This is a genomic window from Pseudomonas sp. HP_14, from assembly GCF_055283875.1.
Genome location: NZ_JBTOQI010000011.1, coordinates 264,184 through 289,516, shown reverse-complemented (window position 1 = coordinate 289,516; position 25,333 = coordinate 264,184). Strand labels below are relative to the sequence as shown.

The 25,333-nt window shown below is 58.0% G+C and carries 24 protein-coding genes and 1 other RNA gene; 5 read left to right on the top strand and 20 right to left on the bottom strand.

The window, feature by feature from the left end; translation table 11 throughout:
* The first annotated feature begins 174 nt into the window (after nt 1-174).
* Nucleotides 175-630, top strand: a complete 456-nt coding sequence (locus ACYASS_RS10885) for a DUF721 domain-containing protein (protein ID WP_087264842.1) — start codon at nt 175-177, stop codon at nt 628-630.
* A gap of 206 nt (nt 631-836) precedes the next feature.
* Here ACYASS_RS10885 and lpxC read toward each other — a convergent pair whose 3' ends face one another.
* The 18 genes from lpxC to rsmI form a co-directional block, all read right to left on the bottom strand.
* Nucleotides 837-1,748: a UDP-3-O-acyl-N-acetylglucosamine deacetylase gene (gene lpxC, locus ACYASS_RS10880; protein WP_027900249.1), complete on the bottom strand. Its 912-nt coding sequence runs from the start codon at nt 1,746-1,748 to the stop codon at nt 837-839.
* A gap of 112 nt (nt 1,749-1,860) precedes the next feature.
* Nucleotides 1,861-3,048, bottom strand: coding sequence for a cell division protein FtsZ (gene ftsZ / locus ACYASS_RS10875; RefSeq protein WP_027900248.1), 1,188 nt, complete (start codon nt 3,046-3,048; stop codon nt 1,861-1,863).
* A gap of 67 nt (nt 3,049-3,115) precedes the next feature.
* Entirely contained in the window at nt 3,116-4,375 is a 1,260-nt protein-coding gene (gene ftsA, locus ACYASS_RS10870) for a cell division protein FtsA (protein ID WP_027900247.1), read from the bottom strand.
* 14 nt (nt 4,376-4,389) lie between these two features.
* Nucleotides 4,390-5,256, bottom strand: a complete 867-nt coding sequence (locus tag ACYASS_RS10865) for a cell division protein FtsQ/DivIB (RefSeq protein ID WP_243244870.1) — start codon at nt 5,254-5,256, stop codon at nt 4,390-4,392.
* Between the two features lie 3 nt (nt 5,257-5,259).
* Nucleotides 5,260-6,219, bottom strand: a complete 960-nt coding sequence (locus tag ACYASS_RS10860) for a D-alanine--D-alanine ligase (protein ID WP_243244871.1) — start codon at nt 6,217-6,219, stop codon at nt 5,260-5,262.
* On the bottom strand, nt 6,216-7,676 hold the full coding sequence (gene murC, locus ACYASS_RS10855) for a UDP-N-acetylmuramate--L-alanine ligase (RefSeq protein ID WP_122662698.1): 1,461 nt from the start codon (nt 7,674-7,676) through the stop codon (nt 6,216-6,218). The genes ACYASS_RS10860 and murC overlap by 4 nt, the downstream gene beginning before the upstream one ends.
* A complete protein-coding gene (gene murG / locus ACYASS_RS10850) occupies nt 7,669-8,739 on the bottom strand; it encodes an undecaprenyldiphospho-muramoylpentapeptide beta-N-acetylglucosaminyltransferase (RefSeq protein WP_463586103.1) in 1,071 nt (356 codons plus the stop codon). Before murG ends, murC begins: the two co-directional genes overlap by 8 nt.
* Nucleotides 8,729-9,943 (bottom strand): putative lipid II flippase FtsW, encoded by a 1,215-nt coding sequence (gene ftsW / locus ACYASS_RS10845; RefSeq protein ID WP_087264848.1) that lies wholly within the window; start codon nt 9,941-9,943, stop codon nt 8,729-8,731. Before ftsW ends, murG begins: the two co-directional genes overlap by 11 nt.
* The gene (gene murD, locus ACYASS_RS10840; protein ID WP_463586102.1) at nt 9,940-11,286 is read right to left on the bottom strand and encodes a UDP-N-acetylmuramoyl-L-alanine--D-glutamate ligase; all 1,347 of its coding nucleotides are present in this window, start codon (nt 11,284-11,286) and stop codon (nt 9,940-9,942) included. Before murD ends, ftsW begins: the two co-directional genes overlap by 4 nt.
* Nucleotides 11,287-11,291: 5 nt before the next feature.
* A complete protein-coding gene (gene mraY / locus ACYASS_RS10835; RefSeq protein ID WP_027900240.1) occupies nt 11,292-12,374 on the bottom strand; it encodes a phospho-N-acetylmuramoyl-pentapeptide-transferase in 1,083 nt (360 codons plus the stop codon).
* Complete coding sequence (locus tag ACYASS_RS10830; RefSeq protein ID WP_463586101.1) at nt 12,374-13,744, bottom strand: UDP-N-acetylmuramoyl-tripeptide--D-alanyl-D-alanine ligase; 1,371 nt, start codon at nt 13,742-13,744, stop codon at nt 12,374-12,376. The genes mraY and ACYASS_RS10830 overlap by 1 nt, the downstream gene beginning before the upstream one ends.
* Nucleotides 13,737-15,200, bottom strand: coding sequence for a UDP-N-acetylmuramoyl-L-alanyl-D-glutamate--2,6-diaminopimelate ligase (locus ACYASS_RS10825; protein WP_463586100.1), 1,464 nt, complete (start codon nt 15,198-15,200; stop codon nt 13,737-13,739). Before ACYASS_RS10825 ends, ACYASS_RS10830 begins: the two co-directional genes overlap by 8 nt.
* Nucleotides 15,200-16,936: a peptidoglycan D,D-transpeptidase FtsI family protein gene (locus ACYASS_RS10820; protein ID WP_243244880.1), complete on the bottom strand. Its 1,737-nt coding sequence runs from the start codon at nt 16,934-16,936 to the stop codon at nt 15,200-15,202. The genes ACYASS_RS10825 and ACYASS_RS10820 overlap by 1 nt, the downstream gene beginning before the upstream one ends.
* A complete protein-coding gene (gene ftsL / locus ACYASS_RS10815) occupies nt 16,933-17,226 on the bottom strand; it encodes a cell division protein FtsL (protein WP_122662710.1) in 294 nt (97 codons plus the stop codon). Before ftsL ends, ACYASS_RS10820 begins: the two co-directional genes overlap by 4 nt.
* A complete protein-coding gene (gene rsmH / locus ACYASS_RS10810) occupies nt 17,223-18,164 on the bottom strand; it encodes a 16S rRNA (cytosine(1402)-N(4))-methyltransferase RsmH (protein WP_463586180.1) in 942 nt (313 codons plus the stop codon). The genes ftsL and rsmH overlap by 4 nt, the downstream gene beginning before the upstream one ends.
* A 2-nt stretch (nt 18,165-18,166) precedes the next feature.
* On the bottom strand, nt 18,167-18,622 hold the full coding sequence (gene mraZ, locus ACYASS_RS10805; protein WP_004881513.1) for a division/cell wall cluster transcriptional repressor MraZ: 456 nt from the start codon (nt 18,620-18,622) through the stop codon (nt 18,167-18,169).
* A 306-nt stretch (nt 18,623-18,928) separates the two neighbouring features.
* Nucleotides 18,929-19,287: RNase P RNA component class A (gene rnpB, locus ACYASS_RS10800), an RNA gene on the bottom strand.
* Between the two features lie 72 nt (nt 19,288-19,359).
* On the bottom strand, nt 19,360-20,232 hold the full coding sequence (gene rsmI, locus ACYASS_RS10795) for a 16S rRNA (cytidine(1402)-2'-O)-methyltransferase (RefSeq protein ID WP_463586099.1): 873 nt from the start codon (nt 20,230-20,232) through the stop codon (nt 19,360-19,362).
* Nucleotides 20,233-20,518: 286 nt separating this feature from the next.
* Here rsmI and ACYASS_RS10790 point away from each other — a divergent pair, with 286 nt between their 5' ends.
* The 4 genes from ACYASS_RS10790 to ACYASS_RS10775 all read left to right on the top strand — a co-directional run bounded on the left by ACYASS_RS10790 (nt 20,519) and on the right by ACYASS_RS10775 (nt 24,050).
* On the top strand, nt 20,519-22,333 hold the full coding sequence (locus ACYASS_RS10790) for a penicillin-binding protein activator (RefSeq protein ID WP_463586098.1): 1,815 nt from the start codon (nt 20,519-20,521) through the stop codon (nt 22,331-22,333).
* On the top strand, nt 22,334-22,705 hold the full coding sequence (locus ACYASS_RS10785) for a YraN family protein (protein WP_243244884.1): 372 nt from the start codon (nt 22,334-22,336) through the stop codon (nt 22,703-22,705).
* 176 nt (nt 22,706-22,881) lie between these two features.
* Complete coding sequence (locus ACYASS_RS10780) at nt 22,882-23,475, top strand: phosphoheptose isomerase (protein WP_243244886.1); 594 nt, start codon at nt 22,882-22,884, stop codon at nt 23,473-23,475.
* The gene (locus ACYASS_RS10775) at nt 23,472-24,050 is read left to right on the top strand and encodes a BON domain-containing protein (RefSeq protein ID WP_122662725.1); all 579 of its coding nucleotides are present in this window, start codon (nt 23,472-23,474) and stop codon (nt 24,048-24,050) included. Before ACYASS_RS10780 ends, ACYASS_RS10775 begins: the two co-directional genes overlap by 4 nt.
* A gap of 64 nt (nt 24,051-24,114) precedes the next feature.
* On the opposite strand, the gene ACYASS_RS10770 is transcribed toward ACYASS_RS10775, so the two are convergent.
* Both ACYASS_RS10770 and ACYASS_RS10765 read right to left on the bottom strand, forming a co-directional pair.
* Nucleotides 24,115-24,528, bottom strand: a complete 414-nt coding sequence (locus ACYASS_RS10770) for a ClpXP protease specificity-enhancing factor (RefSeq protein WP_122662727.1) — start codon at nt 24,526-24,528, stop codon at nt 24,115-24,117.
* Between the two features lie 17 nt (nt 24,529-24,545).
* Nucleotides 24,546-25,163 (bottom strand): glutathione S-transferase N-terminal domain-containing protein, encoded by a 618-nt coding sequence (locus tag ACYASS_RS10765; RefSeq protein ID WP_122662729.1) that lies wholly within the window; start codon nt 25,161-25,163, stop codon nt 24,546-24,548.
* Between the last annotated feature and the right edge of the window lie 170 nt (nt 25,164-25,333).

The window sequence follows — 25,333 nt, the reverse complement described above, 5'->3', positions numbered from 1 at the left end:
GCACAGCGCTGTGACGGGGCTGTTTGTAGATAGGGTCATTTCCTGAGAGTTCAACCCATTCAGCACGTAAGTTAACCATTGATTTTGCGGGTAAAACTGGCAAAACCGCGTGGGACAAGGGCTTGCGGGCGCTTTCTGATAACATGACAAACTTGTCATCCAGGGTTCTCGCACATGGCGTTTCGTCCACTCCCCGCTCGGGCACCCGCAGTATTGCTGCGTGAAGCGAAGCCGCTTAAAGGTATTTTTCACCATGCTCAGCGTTTGGGGCACTTGCAACGACTGCTTGAAAGCCAGTTGCAGCCTGCTGCGCGCGAACATTGTCATGTTGCTTCATGGCGCGAAGGCAGCTTGCTGCTGATTGTGACCGACGGTCATTGGGCAACGCGATTGCGCTATCAACAGAAACGCCTACAGCGGCAGCTCACAGCGTTTGATGAATTCGCCAACCTGACCCGCATTGTTTTCAAGGTTCAGCCACCCACAACCCCTCAAGGCGCGACAGGCCACACAATGGACTTGTCGACCGTAGCCGCCGAAAGCATTCAGGCAACGGCTGACGGGATCACTGATCCGAAACTGCGAGCAGCGCTGGAGCGCCTGGCGGCGCATGCGAAGCCGAAGGCTTGATTACGAATCGCTTATTCCTCTGCCTGTAGAAGCTCACCAAGATTACGAGGCCAGCGATGGCGGTTTGTCTGACACGCCGTCATCGCTGGCCTCGTAACCTCGGTGAGCTCCTACAGGTCCGTGCAGTGCAGAAATCCCCCATAAAAAAAGGCCGCCCGAAGGCAGCCTTTAAAAACAGCAAAAAAGGAAGGAGAGTAAAGCTGACCTTACACGGCCGCTACAGGGCGCATGTAAGAAATCGGTGCAGTACTGGCATCTTCGAAGGTCACGACTTCCCAAGCGTCTGTCTCTGCGATCAATTTACGCAGAAGGCGATTGTTCAGTGCATGCCCCGACTTGAAGCCAATGAACTCACCTATCAGGCTGTTGCCCAGCAGGTAGAGGTCACCAATTGCATCAAGAATCTTGTGTTTAACGAATTCGTCCTCGTAACGCAGGCCGTCTTCGTTCAGTACGCCATCCTTATCAACCACGATGGCATTTTCCACGCTGCCGCCGAGTGCGAGGTTGTGCTTGCGCAGGTACTCGATGTCACTCATGAACCCGAAGGTCCGGGCACGGCTGACTTCCTTCACGAAGGAAGTGCTGGAAAAGTCCACGCTTGCACTTTGGGTGCGATCGCGGAAGACCGGGTGATCGAAATCGATCTCGAAACTGACTTTGAACCCTTCGAAAGGCACGAAAGTAGCGCGTTTACCGCCCTCCTCCAACGTAACTTCCCGCAGGATCCGGATGAATTTCTTCGGCGCGTCCTGTTCTTCCAGGCCAGCCGATTGAATCAGGAATACGAAGGGACCCGCGCTGCCATCCATGATCGGAACTTCGGAGGCAGAGAGTTCAACGTAAGCGTTATCGATGCCCAGACCAGCCATGGCCGAGAGCAAATGTTCTACGGTGTCGACTTTGACATCACCGCTGACCAGCGTGGTCGACAGAGTGGTGTCACCGACATTTTCCGCGCGGGCAGCAATATGCACGACGGGGTCGAGGTCAGCACGTACGAACACGATACCGGTATCCACAGGTGCAGGCTTGAGGGTCAGGTAAACCTTCTCCCCGGAGTGCAGACCGACACCTGTGGCACGGATAATATTTTTCAGGGTGCGTTGTTTAATCATGGCATTGGCCGCTTCAGCGCAAGTTGCGAACTGGTATCAACAAAGGCTGGCGATAATAGCAGACCCGGCCTTTGCTGAACACCAATCACCCTAATACCCCTGATACATTTCATCAATCAGCCTGACGACGCAGGAAAGCCGGGATGTCCAGGTAATCCAGATCGTCATTCGGACTCATTTTTGCGGCTGTAGCGCCTGCGTGAGCCTGATTGCGCATCACGGTAGGACGATCCAGATCGCGGTAGTTGACCGACGGGGCTTCCTGACGAGCAGCAGCAGGCTGAGCCTGAGACGGCTGGGCAGTTTGCAGGGTGTTGTCGATAACCTTGACCGGCTTCTCGATTTTCGCGCCCAGACCAGTGGCAACCACAGTCACGTGCAGCTCGTCGCGCATGTCCGGATCGATAACAGTACCGACCTTGACCATTGCGTGCTCGGAAGCGAACGCTTCAATGATGCTACCTACGTCCGAGTACTCACCCAGAGACAGGTCAGGACCGGCGGTGATGTTGACCAGGATGCCGCGAGCGCCCTGCAGGTTGACGTCTTCGAGCAGCGGGTTACGAATGGCGGCTTCGGTCGCTTCACGTGCACGGTTTGGACCGCTGGCGCAGCCAGTGCCCATCATTGCCATGCCCATTTCGCTCATCACGGTACGCACGTCGGCGAAGTCAACGTTGATCATGCCCGGACGTTTGATGATGTCGGAGATACCGCGAACGGCACCGGCCAGAACATCGTCTGCCTTGGCGAAAGCCGACAGCAGGCTGGCGTCTTTACCGAGGATGGTCAGCAGCTTCTCGTTAGGAATGGTGATCAACGAGTCGACGCTTTCAGACAGCATGCGGATGCCTTCATCGGCGATCTGCATACGCTTGCGACCTTCGAACGGGAACGGACGAGTCACCACCGCTACGGTGAGGATGCCCATTTCCTTGGCCACTTCAGCAATGATCGGAGCTGCACCGGTACCGGTACCGCCGCCCATGCCAGTGGTGATGAAAACCATGTTGGTGCCCTGCAGAACTTCTGCAATGCGCTCACGATCTTCCAGAGCAGCCTGACGGCCAACTTCAGGGTTGGCGCCAGCACCAAGACCTTTGGTAACGCCAGTACCCAGTTGCAGGATGGTACGTGCGCCGATGTTTTTCAGCGCTTGAGCATCAGTGTTGGCGCAGATGAATTCCACACCTTCGATGTTGCTCTTGACCATATGATTAACGGCGTTGCCGCCACCACCACCCACACCGATAACTTTGATTACCGGGCTTTGCGGGACGTTGTCTACGAGTTCGAACATTTTCCCTCTCCTTTCATTCTCTAGTTTTTTTGCCTGGTGCCCACTGCTGCCATTACTGCTTTGAGGCTTAGAAGTTGCCTTGCACCCAGCGCTTGAAGCGTTCAAGCACTGGAGCTTTAGGCTCATCTCCATAGCCGCTACTGCTACTACTGATCCCGGACAAAGAGAAACCGTCAGACTGCTTTTGCAGCCCGTACAGCAACAAGCCGACACCGGTGGAATAAATCGGGTTACGCACGACATCTGCGAGCCCTTTGACGCTATGCGGCACGCCCAGGCGCACCGGCATATGGAAGATTTCCTCGGCCAGTTCGACCGCGCCTTCCATTTTCGAGGTACCGCCGGTCAGCACGATGCCGGCCGGGATAAGATCTTCGTAACCACTGCGACGCAGTTCCGCCTGAATCAGGGTGAACAGCTCGTCGTAGCGAGGCTCGACCACTTCGGCCAAGGCCTGACGCGACAGTTCGCGAGGTGGACGGTCTCCAACGCTTGGGACTTTGATCGTTTCACCTGCACCGGCCAGTTTGGCCAAGGCACAGGCGTAGCGAATCTTGATCTCTTCGGCGTATTGCGTCGGGGTACGCAAGGCCATGGCGATATCGTTGGTCACTTGATCACCGGCAATCGGGATCACCGCGGTGTGGCGAATCGCGCCTTCGGTGAAGATCGCGATGTCGGTCGTGCCGCCACCGATGTCCACCAGGCAGACGCCCAGCTCTTTTTCGTCATCGGTGAGGACCGAGTACGCCGAAGCCAGTTGCTCAAGAATGATGTCGTCAATTTCCAGACCGCAGCGACGCACGCACTTCTCGATGTTCTGCGCAGCGTTCACGGCGCAGGTCACCACATGCACCTTGGCTTCCAGACGTACGCCCGACATGCCCAGTGGCTCACGAACGCCTTCCTGGTTATCGATCACGTAATCCTGCGGCAAGGTGTGCAACACGCGCTGGTCAGCCGGAATAGCGACAGCCTGAGCGGCGTCGAGTACGCGCTCCAGGTCCGCCGAGCTGACCTCACGGTCGCGAATCGCGACGATACCGTGGGAATTGAGGCTGCGAATGTGGTTGCCTGCCACCCCGACGAACGCCGAGTGAATACGGCAGCCCGCCATCAACTGGGCCTCCTCCACTGCGCGCTGGATCGACTGAACGGTGGATTCGATATTCACCACCACGCCCTTCTTCAGGCCGCGGGATGGATGAGTACCGATACCGACGATTTCCAGCGTGCCATCGGCCGCGACTTCGCCTACCAGCGCCACCACCTTGGAGGTGCCGATATCCAAGCCAACGATCATTTTGCCGCTTTGCACGTTTGCCATGGTCCTGCCTCTTGTCAATTCTTCGCGACGGCGGGTTTGTCCGTCGGAGGCGCTGTCTGCTCGCGCCACCCGACGGCAAGGCCGTTGGAGTAGCGCAGGTCGATGCGCGCAATATTCGTGATCTGTTCTTTAAGCGTTTTGTCGTAAATGGCGATAAAACGGCGCATTTTTTCTACAAGGCGATCGCGTCCCAGCAACAATTCGATACCGGGACCCGCACTGCCCGCGCCCGTGGTCAAAAACCAGCTTCCACGTTCACGTAATTCCAGCCGAGCGATGGAAAACCCCATAGGGCGCAACATCTGACTCAACACCTGATACTGCTGCATCACTTGCTGCTGGGCCCGCTGTGGGCCGAACAATTGCGGCAAGTGTTCGTAATTGGCCAGCTCGCGTGGTGTAAATGCTTCGCCCTGATTGTTGAGCAAAGCTTCATCACCCCAGCGCGCCACTGGCAATTGTTCTTCCAGGCGGATCACAACCTGATCCGGCCATACACGTCGTACTTCTGCGTGGGCAATCCACGGCATCTTTTCCAGCTCGCTGCGCATAGCGGCGAGATCGATGGTGAAGAAGCTCGCCGCTACATAAGGCGCGATCCGCTGCTGCACCGCTTGCTGGCTGATATAGCTCAGGTCGCCCTGAACATTGATCTTGGTGATCGGCCGGTCGGCGTAGGGCAGCAACCGCTGTGCGCCCTCATAAACGCCATAACCCAACGCAACCATCAGTACCAACCAGCCCAGCTTTTTAAAGAAACCGCCCACCTTGGCTTTCGGCAAACGTGCCGACAGCGGCTCCTTGGCAACCATGCGACTGGCACCACGCGGCACCGGCTTGCGGCCGGTTGCAGGAGGCTGATGACGCGCCGTCGCGTTCATGACTTACCCCCGCACCTGGACGCTGTCAGCCAGAATGGCCAACACCAGTTGCTGAAAGTCCAGCCCCGCCGCACGGGCCGCCATCGGCACCAGGCTGTGATCGGTCATGCCCGGCACTGTGTTCACTTCCAGCAGCCAGAACTTGCCATTGGCATCCTGCATCACATCGGTACGCGCCCAGCCGGTAACGCCAACTGCTTCGCAAGCGCGAGCGGTCAGTTGCTTGAGTTCCTGTTCCTTGGTGTCATCGAGCCCGCACGGAATCCGATACTGGGTATCGTCAGCCAGGTACTTGGCGTCGTAGTCGTAAAAACTGTGAGGAGTGCCCAGGCCGATGGGAGGCAACACCTGGCCACGCAGCGATGCGATGGTGAACTCCGGACCTTGAATCCATTGTTCAACCAAAACTTGCGAATCGTAGGTACTGGCGGCTTTCCACGCGACGATCAACTCTTCGACGCTGGTCACCTTGGCCATACCGATACTGGAACCTTCATGAGCCGGTTTGACGATCAAAGGCAGGCCCAGTTCCGCAGCCGCAGAAATACAATCAGATTCACTACCAAGCACCGCGTGCAAAGGCGTTGGCAGGCCAAGACTCTGCCAGACCTGCTTGGTCCGCAGCTTGTCCATCGCCAGCGCTGAAGCCAGTACGCCGCTGCCGGTGTACGGGATTTCCAGACACTCCAGCAGGCCTTGCATGGTGCCGTCTTCGCCACCGCGTCCGTGCAAAACAATGAACGCCCGATCAATCTTTTCACTGACCAGACGCTGCAGGAAATCGTCACCGACATCGATGCCGAATGCATCGACACCGGCGCTCTGCAACGCTTGCAACACCGCTTGCCCTGACTTCAATGAAACCGGCCGCTCAGCGCTCTTGCCGCCGAACAGCACGGCAACGCGGCCGAACGATTTCGGCTCCAGCGTCGAGAGTAGGGACGATTGCAGTGGCGCAGTCATTTCAGCTTCCCTTCGGTAGGCGCGATGACAGCACCCGCGAACAACGGGCTTCTCAACAATTGCGGAGCCAGCCCGCCGATATCGCCAGCGCCCTGGCACAGCAGGATGTCGCCCGCACGCAGCAAAGGTTTCACCAACGGCGCCAGCTCGACGCCGCGCTCGATGTAGATAGGGTCCAGCTGACCACGCTGGCGAATGCTGTGGCACAAGTTGCGGCTGTCCGCACCCGGGATCGGCTCTTCGCCTGCCGGATAGACTTCCATCAGCAGCAGCACATTGGCCTCGGCCAGTACCTGCACGAAGTCGTCGTAGAGATCGCGAGTTCGGCTAAAGCGGTGTGGCTGATAAACCATGACCAGACGACGGTCCGGCCAGCCACCGCGAACAGCGTTGATCACCGCGGCTACTTCGCGAGGGTGGTGACCGTAGTCATCGACCAGCATGACGTTGCCACCTTCAACTGGCAGCTCGCCGTACACCTGGAAGCGTCGACCGACACCCTGGAAGCCCGACAGGCCTTGGACAATGGCTTCGTCACTGACGCCTTCATCCGTCGCAATGGCAATGGTCGCCAGCGAATTGAGTACGTTGTGGTTGCCCGGCATGTTCACCGATACGTCCAGCGGCTCGCGGTCGCGACGCAATACAGTGAAAAACGTCAGCATGCCTTCCTGGCGCACATTGATAGCGCGCACATCAGCCGTTTCGGTGAAACCATAAGTCACGGTTGGACGTTTGACCTGCGGCAGGATTTCCCGCACCACCGGGTCATCGATACACACCACCGCCAACCCGTAGAAAGGCAGGTTGTGCAGGAACTCGACGAAGGTTTTCTTCAGCTTGTTGAAGTCGCCTTCATAGGTCGCCATGTGATCGGCGTCGATGTTGGTGACGACGGCAACCAGCGGCTGCAAATGCAGGAAGCTCGCATCGCTTTCATCAGCTTCAGCGATCAGATAACGGCTGGTACCCAACTGCGCATTGGTACCGGCAGCGTTCAGACGACCACCGATCACGAACGTCGGGTCCAGGCCACCGGCCGCGAACACCGAAGCGATGAGGCTGGTGGTAGTAGTTTTGCCATGCGTACCGGCAACGGCGATGCCGTGGCGATAACGCATCAGCTCGGCCAGCATTTCGGCACGTGGAACAACCGGGATACGACGCTCAAGAGCAGTCGCCACTTCCGGGTTGGAGGTGTTCACCGCACTGGAAACCACCAGCACATCAGCACCAACGGTGTTTTCTGCGCGGTGGCCGATGAAGATATGCGCACCAAACGATTCCAGACGCTCGGTCACCGGGGAAGCCTTCAGGTCGGAACCAGAGACTTCATAACCCAGGTTCAGCAGCACCTCGGCAATCCCGCACATGCCCACGCCGCCGATACCGACGAAGTGGATGCGACGGATGCGGCGCATTTCCGGCTGTGGCATCGCGCGTTGATTCTCAACCATGAGCCACCTCCAGACAGATATCTACAACGGTATTGGTCGCATCAGGCTTGCCCAGCCGGCGGGCGGTACGAGCCATCGTGTTGAGTTGTTCGGGTTGCATCAAAACCTCTTTCAGACGCGCCGCCATATCGGCTGCGTCAGTTGTCGCTTGTGGCATGACGAAAGCGGCGCCTTCGTGAGCCAGATAGTCGGCGTTACGGGACTGGTGATCGTCGATCGCATGGGGCAACGGCACCAACAGCGAGGGCAGTCCGGCCGCCGCCAATTCACTGATGGTCAATGCGCCTGCGCGACAGACCACCAGGTCGGCCCAGCCATACGCTTGGGCCATGTCTTTGATGAACGGGGCGACCTGCGCCTCGACACCGGCAGTGCGATAACGCTCTGAGGTGATTTCATCGTGATTCTTGCCAGCCTGATGAAACACCTCAGGCCGAAACTCGGCAGGCACCAGCGAAAGCGCCTCCGGCAATAATTTGTTCAGCGGCTCGGCTCCCAGACTGCCGCCCAGCACCAGCAAGCGCGCCTTGCGCCCGGCCAGCGCCTGACGCGGAGTTTCCAGGAACAGCTCGGTACGCACCGGGTTACCCGTAGTGCGACGCTTCTCAGAAGCCGCAAATGTGTTCGGGAAAGCTTCACACACCCGACTCGCGAACGAGGCCAGACTGCGATTGGCAGTACCGGCAACAGCGTTCTGCTCATGAATGATCAACGGCACCTTGCCCAGCTTCGCGGCAAGGCCGCCTGGACCGGTGACATAACCACCGAAACCCACCACGCAAACCGGCTTCAACTCGCGCACGATTTTGCGGGCCTGCATCAAGGCTTTGAGCAACATCAGCGGAGCCTTGAGCAAGGACAGGCGGCCCTTGCCTCGCAAACCGGTGACATTGATAAGGTGCAAAGCGAATCCAGCCTGCGGCACCAGTTCGTTTTCAATGCCGCGTGGCGTACCGAGCCAGTGAACCTTGTAGCCGCGAGCCTGAAACTCTCGCGCGCACGCCAGGGCCGGGAACACGTGCCCACCGGTACCGCCCGCCATGATTAGCACGTTAGCGTCCATGGTTGGGCTCCTCGGCGAAGTCACTTTCATTGAATTCCGCTTCTTCGCTGCCCATGTTGTTGCGCGACTCCCACTCGATCCGCAACAGCAGGCCAAGGCTTGCGCAGCAGATCACCAACGAGCTGCCGCCGTAACTAAGGAACGGCAAGGTCAGACCTTTGGTTGGCAACAGGCCGACGTTCACACCGATGTTGATCAGGAACTGGCCGATCCACAGGAACGCCAGACCGTAGGCCACGTAGGCACCGAAGAATTGCTTGGCGCGCTCGGCCCACATGCCGATGTACATCGCGCGAATACTGACGAATACGAACAGCGCTACGGTCAGCAGCGAACCCACTACGCCCAGCTCTTCGGCGAGTACCGAGAAGACAAAGTCAGTGTGGGCCTCTGGCAGATAGAACTGCTTCTGTACGCTGTTGCCCAGACCAACGCCCAGCCATTCACCACGGCCGAAGGCGATCAATGCCTGGGTCAACTGATAGCCGGAACCGAACTGATCAGACCACGGGTCGGTGAAGGTAATCAGACGCGCCATCCGATACGGTTGTGCTTGCACCAGCACGAACACCGCACCAACCGCCAGAGCTACCATCAAGCTGAAGCGGAACAGACCCACACCACCAAGGAACAGCATGGCCGCCGCAGCGCCCATCATCACGACGGTGGCACCGAAGTCAGGCTCCATGAGCAGCAAACCGGCCATTGGCAGCAGGACGATGAAAGGCTTGAAGAAGCCCATCCAGCTTTCACGGACTTCCTGCTGGCGACGAATCAAATAACCCGCGAGGAAAATCACCACGAATACCTTGGCAATTTCCGAAGGCTGGACGTTGAACATGCCGAAGCCGATCCAGCGCATCGAGCCGTTCACCTCACGACCGATACCCGGCACCAGCACCATGACCAGCAGGCCGAATGCACCCAACAGCATCATCCAGCCGAGGCGCTGCCAGGTCGCGACCGGAATCATCATGGTCAGACCGCAGGCGAAGATCCCAATGATCATGTAGATCAAATGGCGAGTCATCATATAAAGGGTGTTGCCGGAATTCACGGCCGCCACTTCCGAGGAAGCGGAGGTGATCATCACCAGACCCAGGCCCAGCAACGCCAGGCAACCAGCCAGCATCGGGAAGTCCAGGTCAATGCCACGACCACTGATTATCGGGGACGGGAATGGCTTGATTACGCCGAAAATCATGACAAGTCCCCCACGGCTTGCGCGAACAGACGACCGCGCTCTTCGTAGTTCTTGAACATGTCGAAACTGGCGCACGCCGGAGACAGCAGTACCGCGTCACCCGACTGTGCGATCTCGGCGCAACGCAATACAGCGTCGTCCAGGGTTGCAACGCGGACCAGTGTTACATCGTCACCCAGAGCCTGTGCAATGAGCTCGGCGTCACGGCCGATCAGTACCACCGCGCGGCAGTTGGCAGCCACAGGTGCACGCAGGCCGCTGAAGTCGGCGCCCTTGCCGTCACCGCCGGCGATCAACACCAGCTTGCCTTCGATATCAGCACCGAGGCCTTCGATAGCGGCCAGTGCAGCACCGACGTTGGTGGCCTTGGAGTCGTCGTAATAGCTCACGCCATTGCGCTCACGCAGCCATTGGCAACGATGCTCCAGGCCGCCGAAGCTACGCAGGCTGGAAAGCATGGCGTCCATCGGCAAACCGACAGCATGGCCCAGCGCGAGCGCAGCTAAGGCATTGGCCTGGTTGTGAGCACCACGGATTTTCAATTCACGTACGGGCATCAGATTGTCGAACTGGAAGGCGAGGTGCTTTTCGCCATCTTCTTCGCGCAAACCGAAGCCATGGAAATCGGGCTTGTTCAGACCAAAGGTCCAGCACGGCAGGCCTTCGCCAATCAGCGGCCGGGTCAGCACGTCCTGACGGTTGACCACAACCTGACGAGCGCCACGAAACACGCGGTGCTTGGCCAGATGGTAAGCAGGCAAACCGCTGTAACGGTCCATGTGGTCTTCACTGATGTTCAGCACGGTCGCGACTTCTGCGCCGAGTTGATCGGTGGTTTCCAACTGGAAGCTGGAGAGTTCCATGACATAAAGTTCGATGTCATCGCTGAGCAGATCCAGCGCAGGCGTCCCCAGATTGCCGCCAACAGCAACGCGCTTGCCCGCTGCCGCAGCCATCTCACCAACCAGCGTGGTGACGGTGCTTTTGGCGTTGGAGCCAGTGATGGCAATGATTGGAGCCTTGGCATTACGGGCGAACAGTTCGATGTCGCCGGACAGCTTCACGCCTCGGGCAGCGGCCTGCTGCAATGCCGGGGTAGCGAGCGCAAGACCGGGGCTCACGTACAACTCGTCCGCACGGCACAGGAATTCGACGTCCAGTTCGCCACAACGCACATCCACCTGCGGATAATCGCGACGCAGTGTCGCCAGTTCCGGTGGATTTTCCCGCGTATCAGCGACGGCAAACGACACGCCCCGGCTCGCCAGAAAGCGAACCAGGGACATGCCGCTCTTGCCGAGGCCGACAATGATGCGGAAATGGTCTGAAGCGATAAGAGACACTCGTTCTACCTCAGTTTCAGCGTGGCAAGACCGATCAACACGAGAATCACGGTGATGATCCAGAAACGGACGATCACACGCGGCTCGGGCCAGCCTTTGAGTTCAAAGTGGTGGTGGATCGGCGCCATGCGGAAAACGCGGCGGCCGGTCAACTTAAAGGATGCAACCTGAATGACGACTGACAGGGTTTCCATCACGAACACACCGCCCATGATGAACAGAACGATTTCCTGACGAACGATGACCGCAATGGTGCCCAGTGCGGCACCCAATGCCAAGGCGCCGACGTCACCCATGAAGACCTGGGCCGGATAGGTGTTGAACCATAGAAAACCAAGCCCCGCACCGATCAAAGCACCACAGAACACAATGAGTTCGCCTGCGCCCGGTACATAGGGGATCAGCAAGTATTCAGCGAACTTCACGTTGCCGGACAGGTAGCAGAAGATACCCAGCGCGCCACCCACCAGAACCGTTGGCAGAATGGCCAAGCCGTCGAGGCCATCGGTCAGGTTGACCGCGTTGCTGGAGCCGACGATCACGAAATAGGTCAGCACGATGAAGCCGATGCCCAGCGCAATACTGGCGTCTTTGAACATCGGAATGATCAGTGTGGTTTCCACGGCCGAAGGCGCGGTCACATACAGGAAGATCGCTGCGCAAAGACCAAACACCGACTGCCAGAAATACTTCCAGCGACTCGGCAGGCCTTTCGAGTTCTTTTCGATGACTTTGCGGTAATCGTCCACCCAGCCGATACCACCAAACAGCAGCGTCACCAGCAGCACCACCCAGACATAGCGATTGCTCAGGTCAGCCCAGAGCAACGTGCTGATGCCGATGGACGACAGGATCAACGCCCCGCCCATGGTCGGCGTACCGGATTTGGACAGGTGAGACTGTGGCCCGTCGTTACGCACGGACTGACCGATCTGGCGCATCTGCAATGCACGGATCATCCAGGGTCCCAGGCACAGCGACAGCGACAATGCAGTAAGCACGCCGAGGATCCCGCGCAGGGTCAGGTATTGGAAGACCGCGAAGCCTTTGTGGAACTGTTGCAGAAACTCGGCCAGCAGCAGCAGCATTAATGTGTCTCCAGGCTAGAACCGCATAGGGCGGCAACGACGTTTTCCATCGCAGCGCTCCGCGAGCCCTTGATCAATATTGTGGTTTGAGGATTCTGCTCGGTGCCCAGCGCAGCGATCAGGTCAGTCTGATTGGCAAAATGGTGCGCATGCTCGCCGAAGGCCTTGACTGCGTGGGCCATCAACGGACCAACGGCATATAGCGCCGACACTTTGCCCGCGGCATAAGCCCCGACATCGCGATGACCTTGTTCGGCCCAGTCGCCCAGCTCGCCAATGTCGCCGAGGACCAGCACGGTGCGGCCAGGGAAACCGGTGAGGATGTCTACGGCAGCATTGATTGAGCTTGGGTTGGCGTTGTAGGAGTCATCAATAACGCGCACACCATTGAGACCCAACTGCGCAACTGTGCGCCCTTTGACTGGCTGAACAGCGTTGAGCCCGGAAACGATACCGGCCAGATCAACGCCCATTGCATGACCAGCAGCCGCAGCAGCCAACGCGTTAGCCACGTTGTGCACACCCAGCAGATTAAGCTGGACCGGAGCCGAGCCCAGCGGGCTCTTCAGGATAAAGCCGGGGCAACCCCGAGCATCAAGAGTCAGCTCCTGCGCATGGAAGTCAGCGCTCTGATCCGCAATCGCGAAGCTCACGATGCGGCGATCACCTGCACGGGCAGCCCAGATCGGGAAAGCCTTGTCTTCTTTATTAAGAACAGCGACGCCAAAGCTGTCGAGCCCTTCGAGAATCTCGCCTTTGGCTACAACTATTTTGTCAGGTCCGCCGAATTCGCCGACGTGAGCAGTACCCGCGTTGGTAATCAGCGCCACGTGAGGCTTGGTCAGACTGACAGTGAAGGCGATTTCGCCTACACGAGACGCACCCATTTCAATCACGGCAGCCGAGTATTCAGGCGCCAGTTCAAGAAGGGTAAGAGGCACACCCAGTTCATTGTTCAGATTGCCACGGGTAGCCAGGACCGGCCCCTTGGTGCGCATGACGCTGGCGAGCATCTCTTTGACAGTGGTCTTGCCGCTGGAACCGGTAATCGCTGCCACCGGCTTATCGACGAAAGCATTGCGGTTGAGCGCACCCAGTTGGGCAAGCGCCTTGCGGGTATCGAGTACCACCAGTTGCGGCAGCACAGCATCCGGAATTTCGCGCTCGACCAATGCCGCTACAGCGCCTTTGGCTGCAACTTGATTCAGGTAATCATGGCCATCAAAACGCGGGCCTGTCAGGGCTACAAACAGCTGACCGAGCTTGATAGCGCGGCTGTCGATACTCACGCCATCGAACGTGCGATCGTCACCCACAAGACGTGCGTCAAGCACAGTGGTCAATTCACTGAGAGATAACGGCCTAAGCATCGGTTACCTCCCACGCGGACAAGGCCTTGGCTGCTTCTTCCAGATCGGAAAATGGCTGGCGCTCGCCGTTGATTTCTTGATAGTCCTCGTGACCTTTGCCAGCGAGCACAATCACATCGCTGGCCGCAGCGCCTGCAATAATCTCGGCAATCGCCTGACCACGACCCTCTACAAAACGGATATTTTGTGCTGCGCTGAAACCCTGACGAATATCATCGAAGATTTGCGCGGGGGCCTCGGTACGCGGGTTGTCGTCGGTGACGAGCACGCTGTCCGCCAGACGCTCGACGACCTCGGCCATCAACGGGCGCTTGCCGCGGTCACGATCGCCGCCACAGCCAAACAGGCACGATAAACGCCCCTTGGCATGAGGACGCAGCGCAGTCAGGACTTTTTCAAGCGCATCAGGGGTGTGGGCGTAATCGACCACCACCAGCGGCTTCGCACCACCGCCCAGACGCTGCATACGCCCTACCGGGCCTTCCAGCTTCGGCAGCACCTTGAGGATCTCGTCCAGCGCATAGTCCAGGCCCAGCAATGCGCCAACGGCAGCCAGTACATTGCTCAGGTTGAAACGGCCCAACAAGCTACTGCGCAAGAAGTGCTGACCTTGCGGCGTAACCAGAGTGGCGCGCACGCCTTCGTCGTCGAACTTCGCATCGCGGCAATACAGATAAGCGCTGGAGTCTTCCAGGCTGTAGGTAATCAGGCGGGACTCGCGCTTTTCAGCAGCCAGAGTGCGACCGAACTCATCATCGATGTTGATCACCCGGCAACGCAGGTCGGACCAGGCGAACAGCTTGGCTTTCGCCGCGCCGTAAGCTTCCATGGTGCCGTGGTAGTCCAGGTGGTCACGGGACAGATTGGTCAGTACCGCGACATCAAAGGCCAGAGCCGTTGCACGGCCCTGATCCAGACCATGGGACGAAACTTCGATGGCGACTGCGCGTGCACCGGCCTTTTTCAGGTCAGACAGCGTTGCCTGCACCGCGATAGGATCCGGGGTGGTGTGCCGACCGCTCTGCAATGAGCCGTAGAAGCCGGTACCCAACGTCCCGACAATGCCGCAATGCTGACCCAACAAGTCCAGCGCCTGCGCGACCAACTGGGTCACACTGGTCTTGCCGTTGGTGCCCGTCACGCCAACCATATTCAGGCTGCGGCTCGGATCACCATAAAAACGCCCGGCAATATCCGACAACTGAGCAGCAAGGCCTCTGACCGGAATCATCGGTACATCAGTAAGCGGCAATACTTTCGCGCCTTCAACTTCATAGGCCACCGCTGCGGCACCATGCGCCAAAGCGTCGGTGATGTGATCGCGACCGTCAAAGCGGCCACCGGGAACGGCGAGAAACAAATCGCCGCCGCGCACTTTACGGCTGTCCAGCGTCAACTCGCGAATCTGCAAATCGCTCGAAGCGTGGGCAAAAATCTTGTTCAGGCTGGACGACATCAACCACGCCCTCCTTTAACGACAGGTGCTGCGTTGACCTGCTCCGGCGGAATCGGAGCCAGGTTGTCAGGCGTCACGTTCATCAGGCGCAATGTGCCGGACATGACCTTGCTGAAAACAGGAGCAGAAACCAGGCCGCCGTAGTAGCCGCCTTTGCTTGGTTCATCAATCACGACAACCACGGCATAACGCGGATTGCTCATCGGACCGAAGCCAGCAAACAGCGAGCGGTAGGAGTTCTCTGCGTAACCCTTGGTGCCGACTGAGGTTTTACGCGCCGTACCACTCTTGCCAGCGACGTGATAGGAGGGAACGCGGGCACGATAAACGCCGCGAGAGTCTTCGATCACAGCCTGCAACATGGTCTGCAAGGTCTTGGCCGTCGCTTCCGGAATGGCCTGAGTCGCGACGGGAGGGTTGTCACTTTTCAAGATAGTCAGCGGCACGATGCGGCCATTGTTGGCAATGGCGGCGTAAGCATGAACCAGCTGCAAAGCCGTCACCGACAGGCCGTAGCCGTATGATAGCGTTGCAGTTTCAGCCTTGCGCCACTCACGGTAGTTCGGCAAGTTACCCACACGCTCACCGGGGAAGCCCAACCCTGTGTACTGGCCCAGACCTACGCGCTGCATGGCCTGGAAGATCGCTTCGCCGCCCACATCGAACGCGACCTTACTCATGCCGACGTTACTGGAGTTGATCAGAATTCCAGTCAGGTCGAGGACCGGCCCTTCGGTCTTGGTAACGTCACGGATCGTGTATTTACCGATCTGCAAGGTGCCTGGATAAACCTCGACCTTGTCAGTCGGTTTCCAGCGGCCACTGTCCAGCGCGGCGGTCATGGAGATCGGTTTCATGGTCGAGCCTGGCTCGAACACGTCAATGATCGCCCGGTTACGCATCGCTGCCGGAACCATGGTGCGGCGATTATTCGGGTTATAGGTTGGCGAGTTGACCATCGCCAGCACCTCACCGGTTTTGACGTCCATGATCACCATGCTGCCTGCTTTGGCTTCGTTCTCGACGATTGCGTTACGCAGTTCGCGAGTGGCCAGATATTGCAGGCGCAGATCAATAGACAAAGCCAAGGTCTTTCCAGCCTTGGCGTTTTTGGTGACCTGAACGTCTTTGATGAGTCGTCCGCGCCTGTCCTTGATGACCTGCCTTCTGCCGGGCACACCAGCAAGCCAGTCGTCGTAGGCAAGTTCGACACCTTCGCGACCGTGATCATCCAGGTCGGTGAAGCCGACCATATGTGCAGTTACATCGCCTGCCGGGTAGAAACGGCGGAATTCTTCGATGCCGTAGACGCCGGGCACTTTCAAATCCAGAACAGCCTGACCATGCTCAGGCGTCAGGCCACGAACCAGATAGATGAACTCCTTACCGGCTTGCGAGTCGAGTCGCTCGGCAAGTGCCTTGGGATCCTGCCCCAATGCAGTGGCCAGAACCGCCCACTTGCTCTTGTCCTGCTGCATTTCTTTCGGGTTGGCCCACAGCGTGGTTACTGGAGTGCTGACAGCCAGAGGCTCACCGTTACGGTCCGTTATCAGACCGCGATGCGCCGGAATTGGAATATGTCGAAGACTGCGCGCGTCACCCTGTTCCTTCAGGAAGGTGTGATCGATCACTTGCAGGTCGATGATGCGCCAGCAGATAGCAGCTACCAGTGCCAACAGTAAGCCGACGACTACGCGGAAGCGCCATGGGTAAAGTGCGCCGTCGAGCTTCATCATGGCGCCACCATCCGGACTTCAGCTGCGCTGGGGATGCGCATCTTCAGTTGTTCAGTGGCCAGGGTTTCGATACGGCTATGTGCTGTCCAGGTGCTCTGCTCAAGAATCAGACGACCCCATTCAGCCTGCGCCTTGTCACGCACGCTCAGCTCGGAGTACAGCGAATTGAGCAACTGACGATTCCAGTGCGCGCTGTACGACACGCCAATCGCCGAAACAAGGACAGCAACAAACAGCAGCAGCATGAAGAAGCTGCCACCTGGCAAAGGCTTGAGGAACAAGCGGCTCACCTGAGCTTCTCCGCTACACGCATGACGGCACTGCGCGAACGCGGATTGGCTTTGGTTTCTTCGTCCGAAGCGAACTGGGCTTTGCCGATAAGCCTGATTTTGGGCTCGAAGGCCTTGTACTGGATCGGCAGGTTACGCGGCATATTGTCCGCCTCACCCTTGACGAGTTTGCGCATGAACAATTTGACGATGCGATCTTCCAGCGAGTGAAAGCTGATAACGACCAGACGACCACCGACTTCCAGCGCATCAAGTGCGGCCTCAAGACCGGTTTCCAGATCGCCCAGCTCATTGTTGACGTGAATGCGCAGGCCCTGGAAAGCACGGGTCGCAGGATTCTTGCCTTTTTCCCAGGCAGGATTGGCTACCTTGAGGACTTCAGCCAGATCGGCAGTTCGCTCGAACGGCTGTACTTCGCGGCGCGCAACGACGGCGCCCGCCATGCGCTTGGCGAAACGCTCTTCACCGTATTCCTTGAATACACGGGCAATTTCTTCGACCGGCGCAGTGGCGATGAACTCGGCAGCGCTGACGCCACGAGTCGGGTCCATGCGCATATCGAGTGGGCCGTCGTTCATGAAGCTGAAGCCGCGTTCCGGGTCATCAAGCTGCGGCGAGGAAACACCAAGGTCCAGCAAAATTCCGCTGACCTTGCCCGCAATCCCGCGTGCTTGAGCCTCTGAGCCCAACTCCGCGAAGCTACGCTGCACAATGACAAAGCGGCCGTCTTCGGCCGCTAGCGCTTGCCCGGTGGCAATTGCTTGAGGATCCTTGTCAAATCCTAGCAATCGGCCATCAGGGCCAAGCTTCTGTAACACCAGTCGACTATGCCCGCCGCGCCCAAAGGTGCCGTCCATATAGCAGCCATCAGCGCGCACCGCGAGAGCCTCTACGGCTTCGTCGAGCAGTACGGTGATGTGGGTAAAGCCGCTATTCATAGTCACAGGATCAGATCACGTAATTCATCAGGCATCGCGCCCGGTTGTTGAATGGCCGCCAGATCCGCATCAGCAAGAGCGTTCCAGGCGTCCTCGTCCCACAATTGAAACTTATTGAGCTGGCCCACCAACATCACGCGCTTATCCAACTTGGCATATTCGCGAAGACGTGGCGGAACCAGAAAACGCCCGCTGCCATCCAGCTCCAGATCAACCGCGTTACCGATCAGCAAACGCTGCAAGCGACGGTTTTCTTCGCGGAAAGTCGCAAGCTCACGCAATTTCGCCTCGATCAGCTCCCATTCGGAGAGCGGATAAAGGCACAAGCAAGGGTCAACGGCGTCAATGGTCACGATCAATTGGCCGGCGCTACGCGAATCCAACTCGTCACGGTACCGGCTCGGCATAGCGAGACGGCCCTTTGCATCGAGATTGATTGCGTTTGCACCACGAAACACAGGCGCTTTCTCCGAATTCTAACTTTTTGCGTTAAAAAAACCCACTTCACGCCACTTTCTGCCACTTGCGCACACTATAGGAACCCGCCCACCACACCGTCAAGGCACGGTCTTAAGGAAAACCCTTACAGAACTGGGATTTAGGTGCGATATCGGACGGTTAGCGCGAATTTCAGGAGGGGTCTTACGGAAAAATCCGACACAGCACAAAAGGCTGCGCAGCGAACTTAAAGTGATTTATGAGGTTTAAGATTTTTTTGATATTACGAGGGGTGTAATGCTGCTGAAACGAGAGGGGATAAAAAGGTGGAGAGTCGATCTGTAAGCCGGGTTCTGTCGAGGACAGTCATTCCTCTACGACGGCCATCACTGGACGTCTTTAGCAACCTACCCGGTTCCAGCGCGGGCCACGCCTAGGAACCCTATTTGGTCTTGCTCCGAGTGGGGTTTACCTTGACCACGAACTGTTGCCAGACGTGCGGTGCGCTCTTACCGCACCTTTTCACCCTTACCGGCGCCGAAGCGCTTAGGCGGTTATTTTCTGTGGCACTTTCCGTAGGCTCACGCCTCCCAGGCGTTACCTGGCACTCCGCCCTATGGAGCCCGGACTTTCCTCCCCCCCTTAATTGCGAACAATAAGAGGCAGCGACTGTCCAATCGACTCTCCGCCGACAAGGTTAGCGGCACAGCCCACTCAGAACAAGCTTTAAAACGTCGCAGAGCTGCGCCGCAGGGATTTATTCGCCCTTTTGCTTGTCTAGCGCCAACTGATAAAGCAGATTCTTACGCACGCCGGTAATTTCCGCCGCCAGCGCAGCAGCGCGCTTGAGTGGCATCTCATTGAGGAGCAGGTCCAGAACACGTCGAGCTTCACTGCCAATAACGTCTTCGTCCTCAGGCTCAGTCCAGCCCGCAACCAATACTACGCATTCACCACGCTGTTGATTGCTGTCGCTTTCTACAAACTCCCTCAGCTCTGCCAATGGCAAACCTTTGAGCGTTTCAAATGTTTTGGTCAGTTCACGAGCCAGCAGTGCGGGACGCTGCCCACCGAATACCACCTCAAGATCCTGCAGGCATTCAAGAATCCGATGCGGTGCTTCATAAAAAATCAGCGTGCGCGGCTCTTCCTTGAGCAACTCCAGTCGAGCGCGACGCCCCACTGCCTTGGCAGGCAGGAAGCCCTCAAAGATAAACCGGTCAGACGGCAGCCCTGCCGCCGATAACGCGGCGATCAATGCGCAAGCACCCGGTACAGGCACAACAGCGATACCAGCAGCACGCGCCTGCCGAACCAGGTGATAGCCCGGGTCAGAAATCAGCGGCGTTCCCGCATCCGATATCAGCGCTACGTTATCGCCCGCCAGCAGGCGGGTGATAAAACGACTGCCTTCCTCACGCTCGTTATGCTCATGACACGCGGCCAACGGAGTAGAAATACCAAAATGCTGCATCAATCGTGAAGAGTGACGCGTATCCTCGGCAGCGATCAGCGCCACCTCGCGCAACACCTTCAACGCCCGCACGCTCATGTCATCCAGATTGCCGATTGGCGTGGCCACTACATAAAGCGAGCCCGCGGCGGAATTCAAAGCAACTGGAGCAGTCAAAGCGCAGACCTCATGATTTGTTACCCTTTAAGGGCGAAGGTCATCATTGTACAGACTACAACCGAGACCAATGCCCCACAGACCTATGGAAGACCTGAAAAAAGGGAGGAAAAGTCATGATGGGCACCCGACACCTGTCAGCGCAACACTCTCATATGGACCGTATTGCCCCGCTTAATCGGGCACTGCCTGCCATATCACAGCTTTAAATGTTAACGACGTCGCACCCATGCCAGTGCTTGGGTACAATTCCCCGCTAATTTGCTCGAGTATCAGGAACATACACATGATCGCTTGCCTGCGGCTGTTCTCTGCCCTCTGCCTTGCTGCCCTGTTGGCGGCTTGTGCCAGCTCGCCTTCGTCCAGCCTTGGCGAACTTCCACGCACCCCTGACGCCAGCATCGAGCAATTGCTCGACCAGGCGGCCAGCGCAAAAACGCCGGATCAGGCAGCCCTGCTCCGACTCAGCGCTGCGGACATGGCCAATCGGCAGAACAATCCTGGCCGCGCGGCGCAAATCCTTGCGCAAGTGCAGATTGAATTGCTCAAGCCGGGCCAACAGGTCTTTGCCGCTACCCTCGATGCCGAATTGGCGATGGGGCGTAATCAGCCAAAAGCCGCACTGACCGCGCTCAGCCACCCAAGCCTGCAGCGTCTGGGCGAACTGTCTGTTGAACAGCAGATCCGCACCCACACGGTCCGTGCCCGCGCACTCGAAGCCGATGGTCAGGTTCTTCCTGCAATCAGCGAACGTGTTTTTGTCGGCCCGCTACTTCAGGGGAACGACCTGAGCGCCAACAATGACGCGATCTGGAAACTGGTCGCGGCGCTGCCTCCAGAGCAATTGCAAAGCACCGCAACCGACGATATGGGCGGCTGGCTGAGCCTGGCGCGCAGCATCAAAGGTGCTGGCACACTTGAGCAACAACAAGCCGCTATTGATACGTGGAAAGCACAGAACCCTAAACATCCTGCTGCCATCCAGCTGCCTGCGACACTGGCGCAACTGCGTGCGCTGACCAGCGAGCCGCTCACCAAAATCGCCCTGCTGCTGCCTCAGGAAGGCCCGCTCGCCGCCGTCGCCAAAGCACTGCGCGAAGGTTTCATGGCCGCTCACTATCAAGCGCAGCAAGCGGGTCAGAACCCTCCTGCAATTCAGGTCTTCGACAGCTCTCGTCTGACCTCGATGGATGAGTTCTATCGCCAGGCCCAAGCAGCCGGTGTGCAACTGGTCGTGGGCCCACTGGAAAAACCACTGGTCAAGCAACTCAGCAGCCGCCCGCAATTGCCTATCACCACCCTCGCGTTGAACTACAGCGACTCAGGCCCTGAAGGCCCACAGCAACTGTTCCAGTTCGGCCTTTCCGCAGAAGACGAGGCCCGTGAAGTTGCTCGCCGCGCCTGGGCTGACGGCAAGCGCAGCGCAGTTGCCATGGTGCCCAAAGGCGAATGGGGTGATCGGGTCCTCGACGCTTTCCGCCAGAGCTGGCAAGCCAAAGGCGGCAAGTTGATTGCCGCAGAACACGTCGACCAGCCTGTTGCCCTGGCGCAGCAAGTTGCCGACCTGTTCCAGCTGCGCAATAGCGAAGGCCGTGCACAACGCCTGCAGAGCACCGTAGGCACGCAAGTTGCCGCGCAGCCAACGCGTCGTCAGGACATCGACTTCATGTTCCTTGCCGCCACACCACAACAGGCTCAGCAGATCAAACCGACCATGGTCTTCCAGTACGCTGGTGATGTTCCGGTCTATGCCACTTCGCACCTGTTCACCAACAGTAACGATCACGCGCAGTACATGGATCTGAATGGCGTGCGCTTCTGCGAAACCCCTTGGCTGCTTGAAGCCAATGATCCGCTGCGTCAGCAAGTCATCGCCCAATGGCCTCAAGCCTCCGGCAGTCTGGGTCGTCTTTATGCAATGGGCGTCGACGCCTATCGTCTGGCACCGCGCCTTGGCCAACTCAAAACCATGCCTGAAAGCCGCATCGATGGCCTGTCCGGTAGCCTGAGCGTCAACCCGGCTCGCCGTGTGGAACGCCAACTGCCCTGGGCGGAATTCGTTGACGGTAAAATCCAGCGTCTTCCGGATACCGCTCCGTAAATGTCCGGCAACACCCGTCAAATCGCAGGGCGCGAGGCTGAAGCATGCGCCCTGCGGCATTTACAGCAGCAGGGATTGCAGCTGATCGCACAGAACTGGTTGTGCAAACGCGGCGAGCTTGATCTGGTCATGCTCGACGGGGATACAGTAGTATTCGTCGAAGTTCGCTACCGCCGCCATTCAACATGGGGCGGAGCTCTGGAAAGTGTTGATTTTCGCAAGCAGCAAAAGCTGGTTCTGGCGGCACAATTGTTCCTGCAGAACGAAACACAATGGGCAGATGCTGCATGCCGCTTCGACGTCGTCGCTATTGAAGGTGATCCGCTTGACGGCCCACCCTTGAACTGGATAAAGCATGCATTCGAATGCTGATCCCCACGGCATACGGACGATGCAGGCAGACCGCAGCACCGTAATGCCGTTTCATGCCACACGCCACCCAATACAGATTTCGCTTTTCGCTTTGCGGGCTGCACAGCAATGCGCCAGGAGCCTCTGAGCTCAGCGCACCCGGTCAGCCACGATACGTTCTAATTAAGGTCACCCAGATGGACATGCAATCCCGAATTCGCCAGCTTTTTCAGGCCAGCATCGACACCAAGCAGCAGGCGATGGAAGTCCTCGCACCCTACATCGAGCAAGCCAGCCAGGTCATGGTCAATGCACTGCTCAACGAGGGCAAAATGCTCGCTTGCGGCAACGGCGGTTCGGCTGGTGATGCACAGCACTTCTCATCGGAGCTGCTTAACCGCTTCGAACGTGAGCGCCCTAGCCTGCCAGCCATTGCACTGACCACTGACAGCTCGACCATCACGTCGATTGCCAATGACTACAGCTACAACGAGATCTTCTCCAAGCAGATCCGGGCGCTGGGCCAACCGGGCGACGTGCTGCTGGCAATCTCCACCAGCGGGAACTCTGCAAACATAATTCAAGCGATCCAGGCCGCACATGATCGCGAAATGATTGTCGTAGCATTGACGGGACGCGACGGCGGCGGCATGGCCTCGCTGCTTTTACCAGAGGACGTGGAAATCCGCGTACCGGCGAAAGTCACCGCACGAATTCAAGAAGTCCATCTGCTGGCGATTCATTGCTTGTGCGATTTGATCGACAGCCAACTGTTCGGGAGTGAAGAATGACCGTTAATCGTCTCAGCCTGCTGGCACTGACCCTGTGCGTAAGCCTCAGCGGATGTAGCTCGGTGCTGACTGCCACACGCGACAACCCGATCGAAGATGATCGCGGCACGCGCACATTCGGCAGCAAAATCGATGACTCACTGATCGAAACCAAGGCAGCCGTGAACATCGCCAAGGCGAGCCCTGATCTGGACCAGAACTCGCACATCGTCGTCACCAGCTACAACGGCATCGTGCTGCTGGCCGGTCAGACACCCCGCGCAGACCTCAAAGCCCTGGCCGAAAAAGAAGCCAGCGGCGTACAACGGGTGAAGAAGGTCAACAACGAGCTGCAGGTCATGGCGCCTTCATCGTTGCTGGCCCGTAACAATGACGCCTGGCTGACCACCAAGATCAAAAGCCAGATGCTGACAGACAGCGCCATTCCTGGCTCGCGCATCAAAGTCGTTACCGAAAACGGCATCGTCTTTCTGCTCGGCCTGGTCACCCAGCAGGAAGCCACTCGCGCGACCAACCTCGTACAGAGCGTGTCCGGCGTGCAGAAGATCGTGAAGTTGTTCGAGTACATCGACTGACACCAGCCATCCTGCACACATGAAAAAGGCGACCATGAGGTCGCCTTTTTTGTGCACGAGACGTTTACTTCACCACTTTCAGACTCGGCCGACCGCTTGGACGCGGCGGTTCGGTGCCCGGTGGCGGAAGATCATCGTCCGGATCAACACTGTCATCATCCTCGAAAGGAGGCTCCAGCTCGAAAACCATACCCTGACCATTCTCCCGGGCATAAATACCCAGAATGGCCCCTACAGGGACGTACAGGGTATGCGGAACGCCGCCGAAGCGACCTTCAAAACTGACAGCGTCGTTGTCCATGTGCAAATGACGCACAGCAGACGGGGAAACGTTCAGGACAATCTGCCCATCATTGGCAAACCCTTGCGGGACCTGCACGGATGGGTATTCCGCATTAACCAGCATATGCGGGGTGCAATCGTTATCGACGATCCACTCATAGAGAGCACGAATCAGATAAGGGCGACTGGAGTTCATCAACGGCTCCTTAGGCCTTAGCGCATGTCACGTTCGGCAGCAGACAGGCTTGCCTGGAATGCCTCACGCGCAAACTGGCGCTCCATATAATCAAGCAACGGCTTGGCAGGCCGCGGCAACTCGATACCCAAGACAGGCAAACGCCAGAGTATGGGCAATAGACAGCAGTCAACCAGACTTTGCTCGTCACTGAGGAAAAAAGCTTTCTCGGCAAAGAGAGGTGAAACGCCGGTGAGGCTTTCACGCAGCTCTTTGCGGGCCACTACACGAGCCGACTCCTTGCTGCGCGGATCCAGAATCAGGTCCACCTGAGCACACCAGTCTCTCTGAATCCGATGGATCAGCAAACGACTGTTGGCACGCGCCACTGGGTAAACCGGCAGCAACGGTGGGTGCGGATAACGCTCATCCAGATATTCCATCACCACAGTCGACTCATACAACGCCAGATCACGATCGACCAGGGTTGGCACGCTGCCGTATGGGTTCACCTCGATCAACTTCGCCGGATGAGTCCCCGACACAACATCAATGATCTCGGCGCTGACACCTTTCTCGGCGAGCACGATGCGCACGCGGTGGGAATAGTGGTCGGCGGGGTCGGAGTAACAGGCCAACCGATTGGTCACGCCCATGGCGGTCCTCCTCGCTTGTTGAATTTATCGAAATACACAAAAACGGAAACGCCCTCGGACGCCTCCGACAACAACCGCATTGGGGCAGTGGTCATCGCGGGCGACAAGATAGCTCATTTACGCACAGTAAATTCTGCAATCTTGCAGTCACAATCACTTTTGCCCTGCAT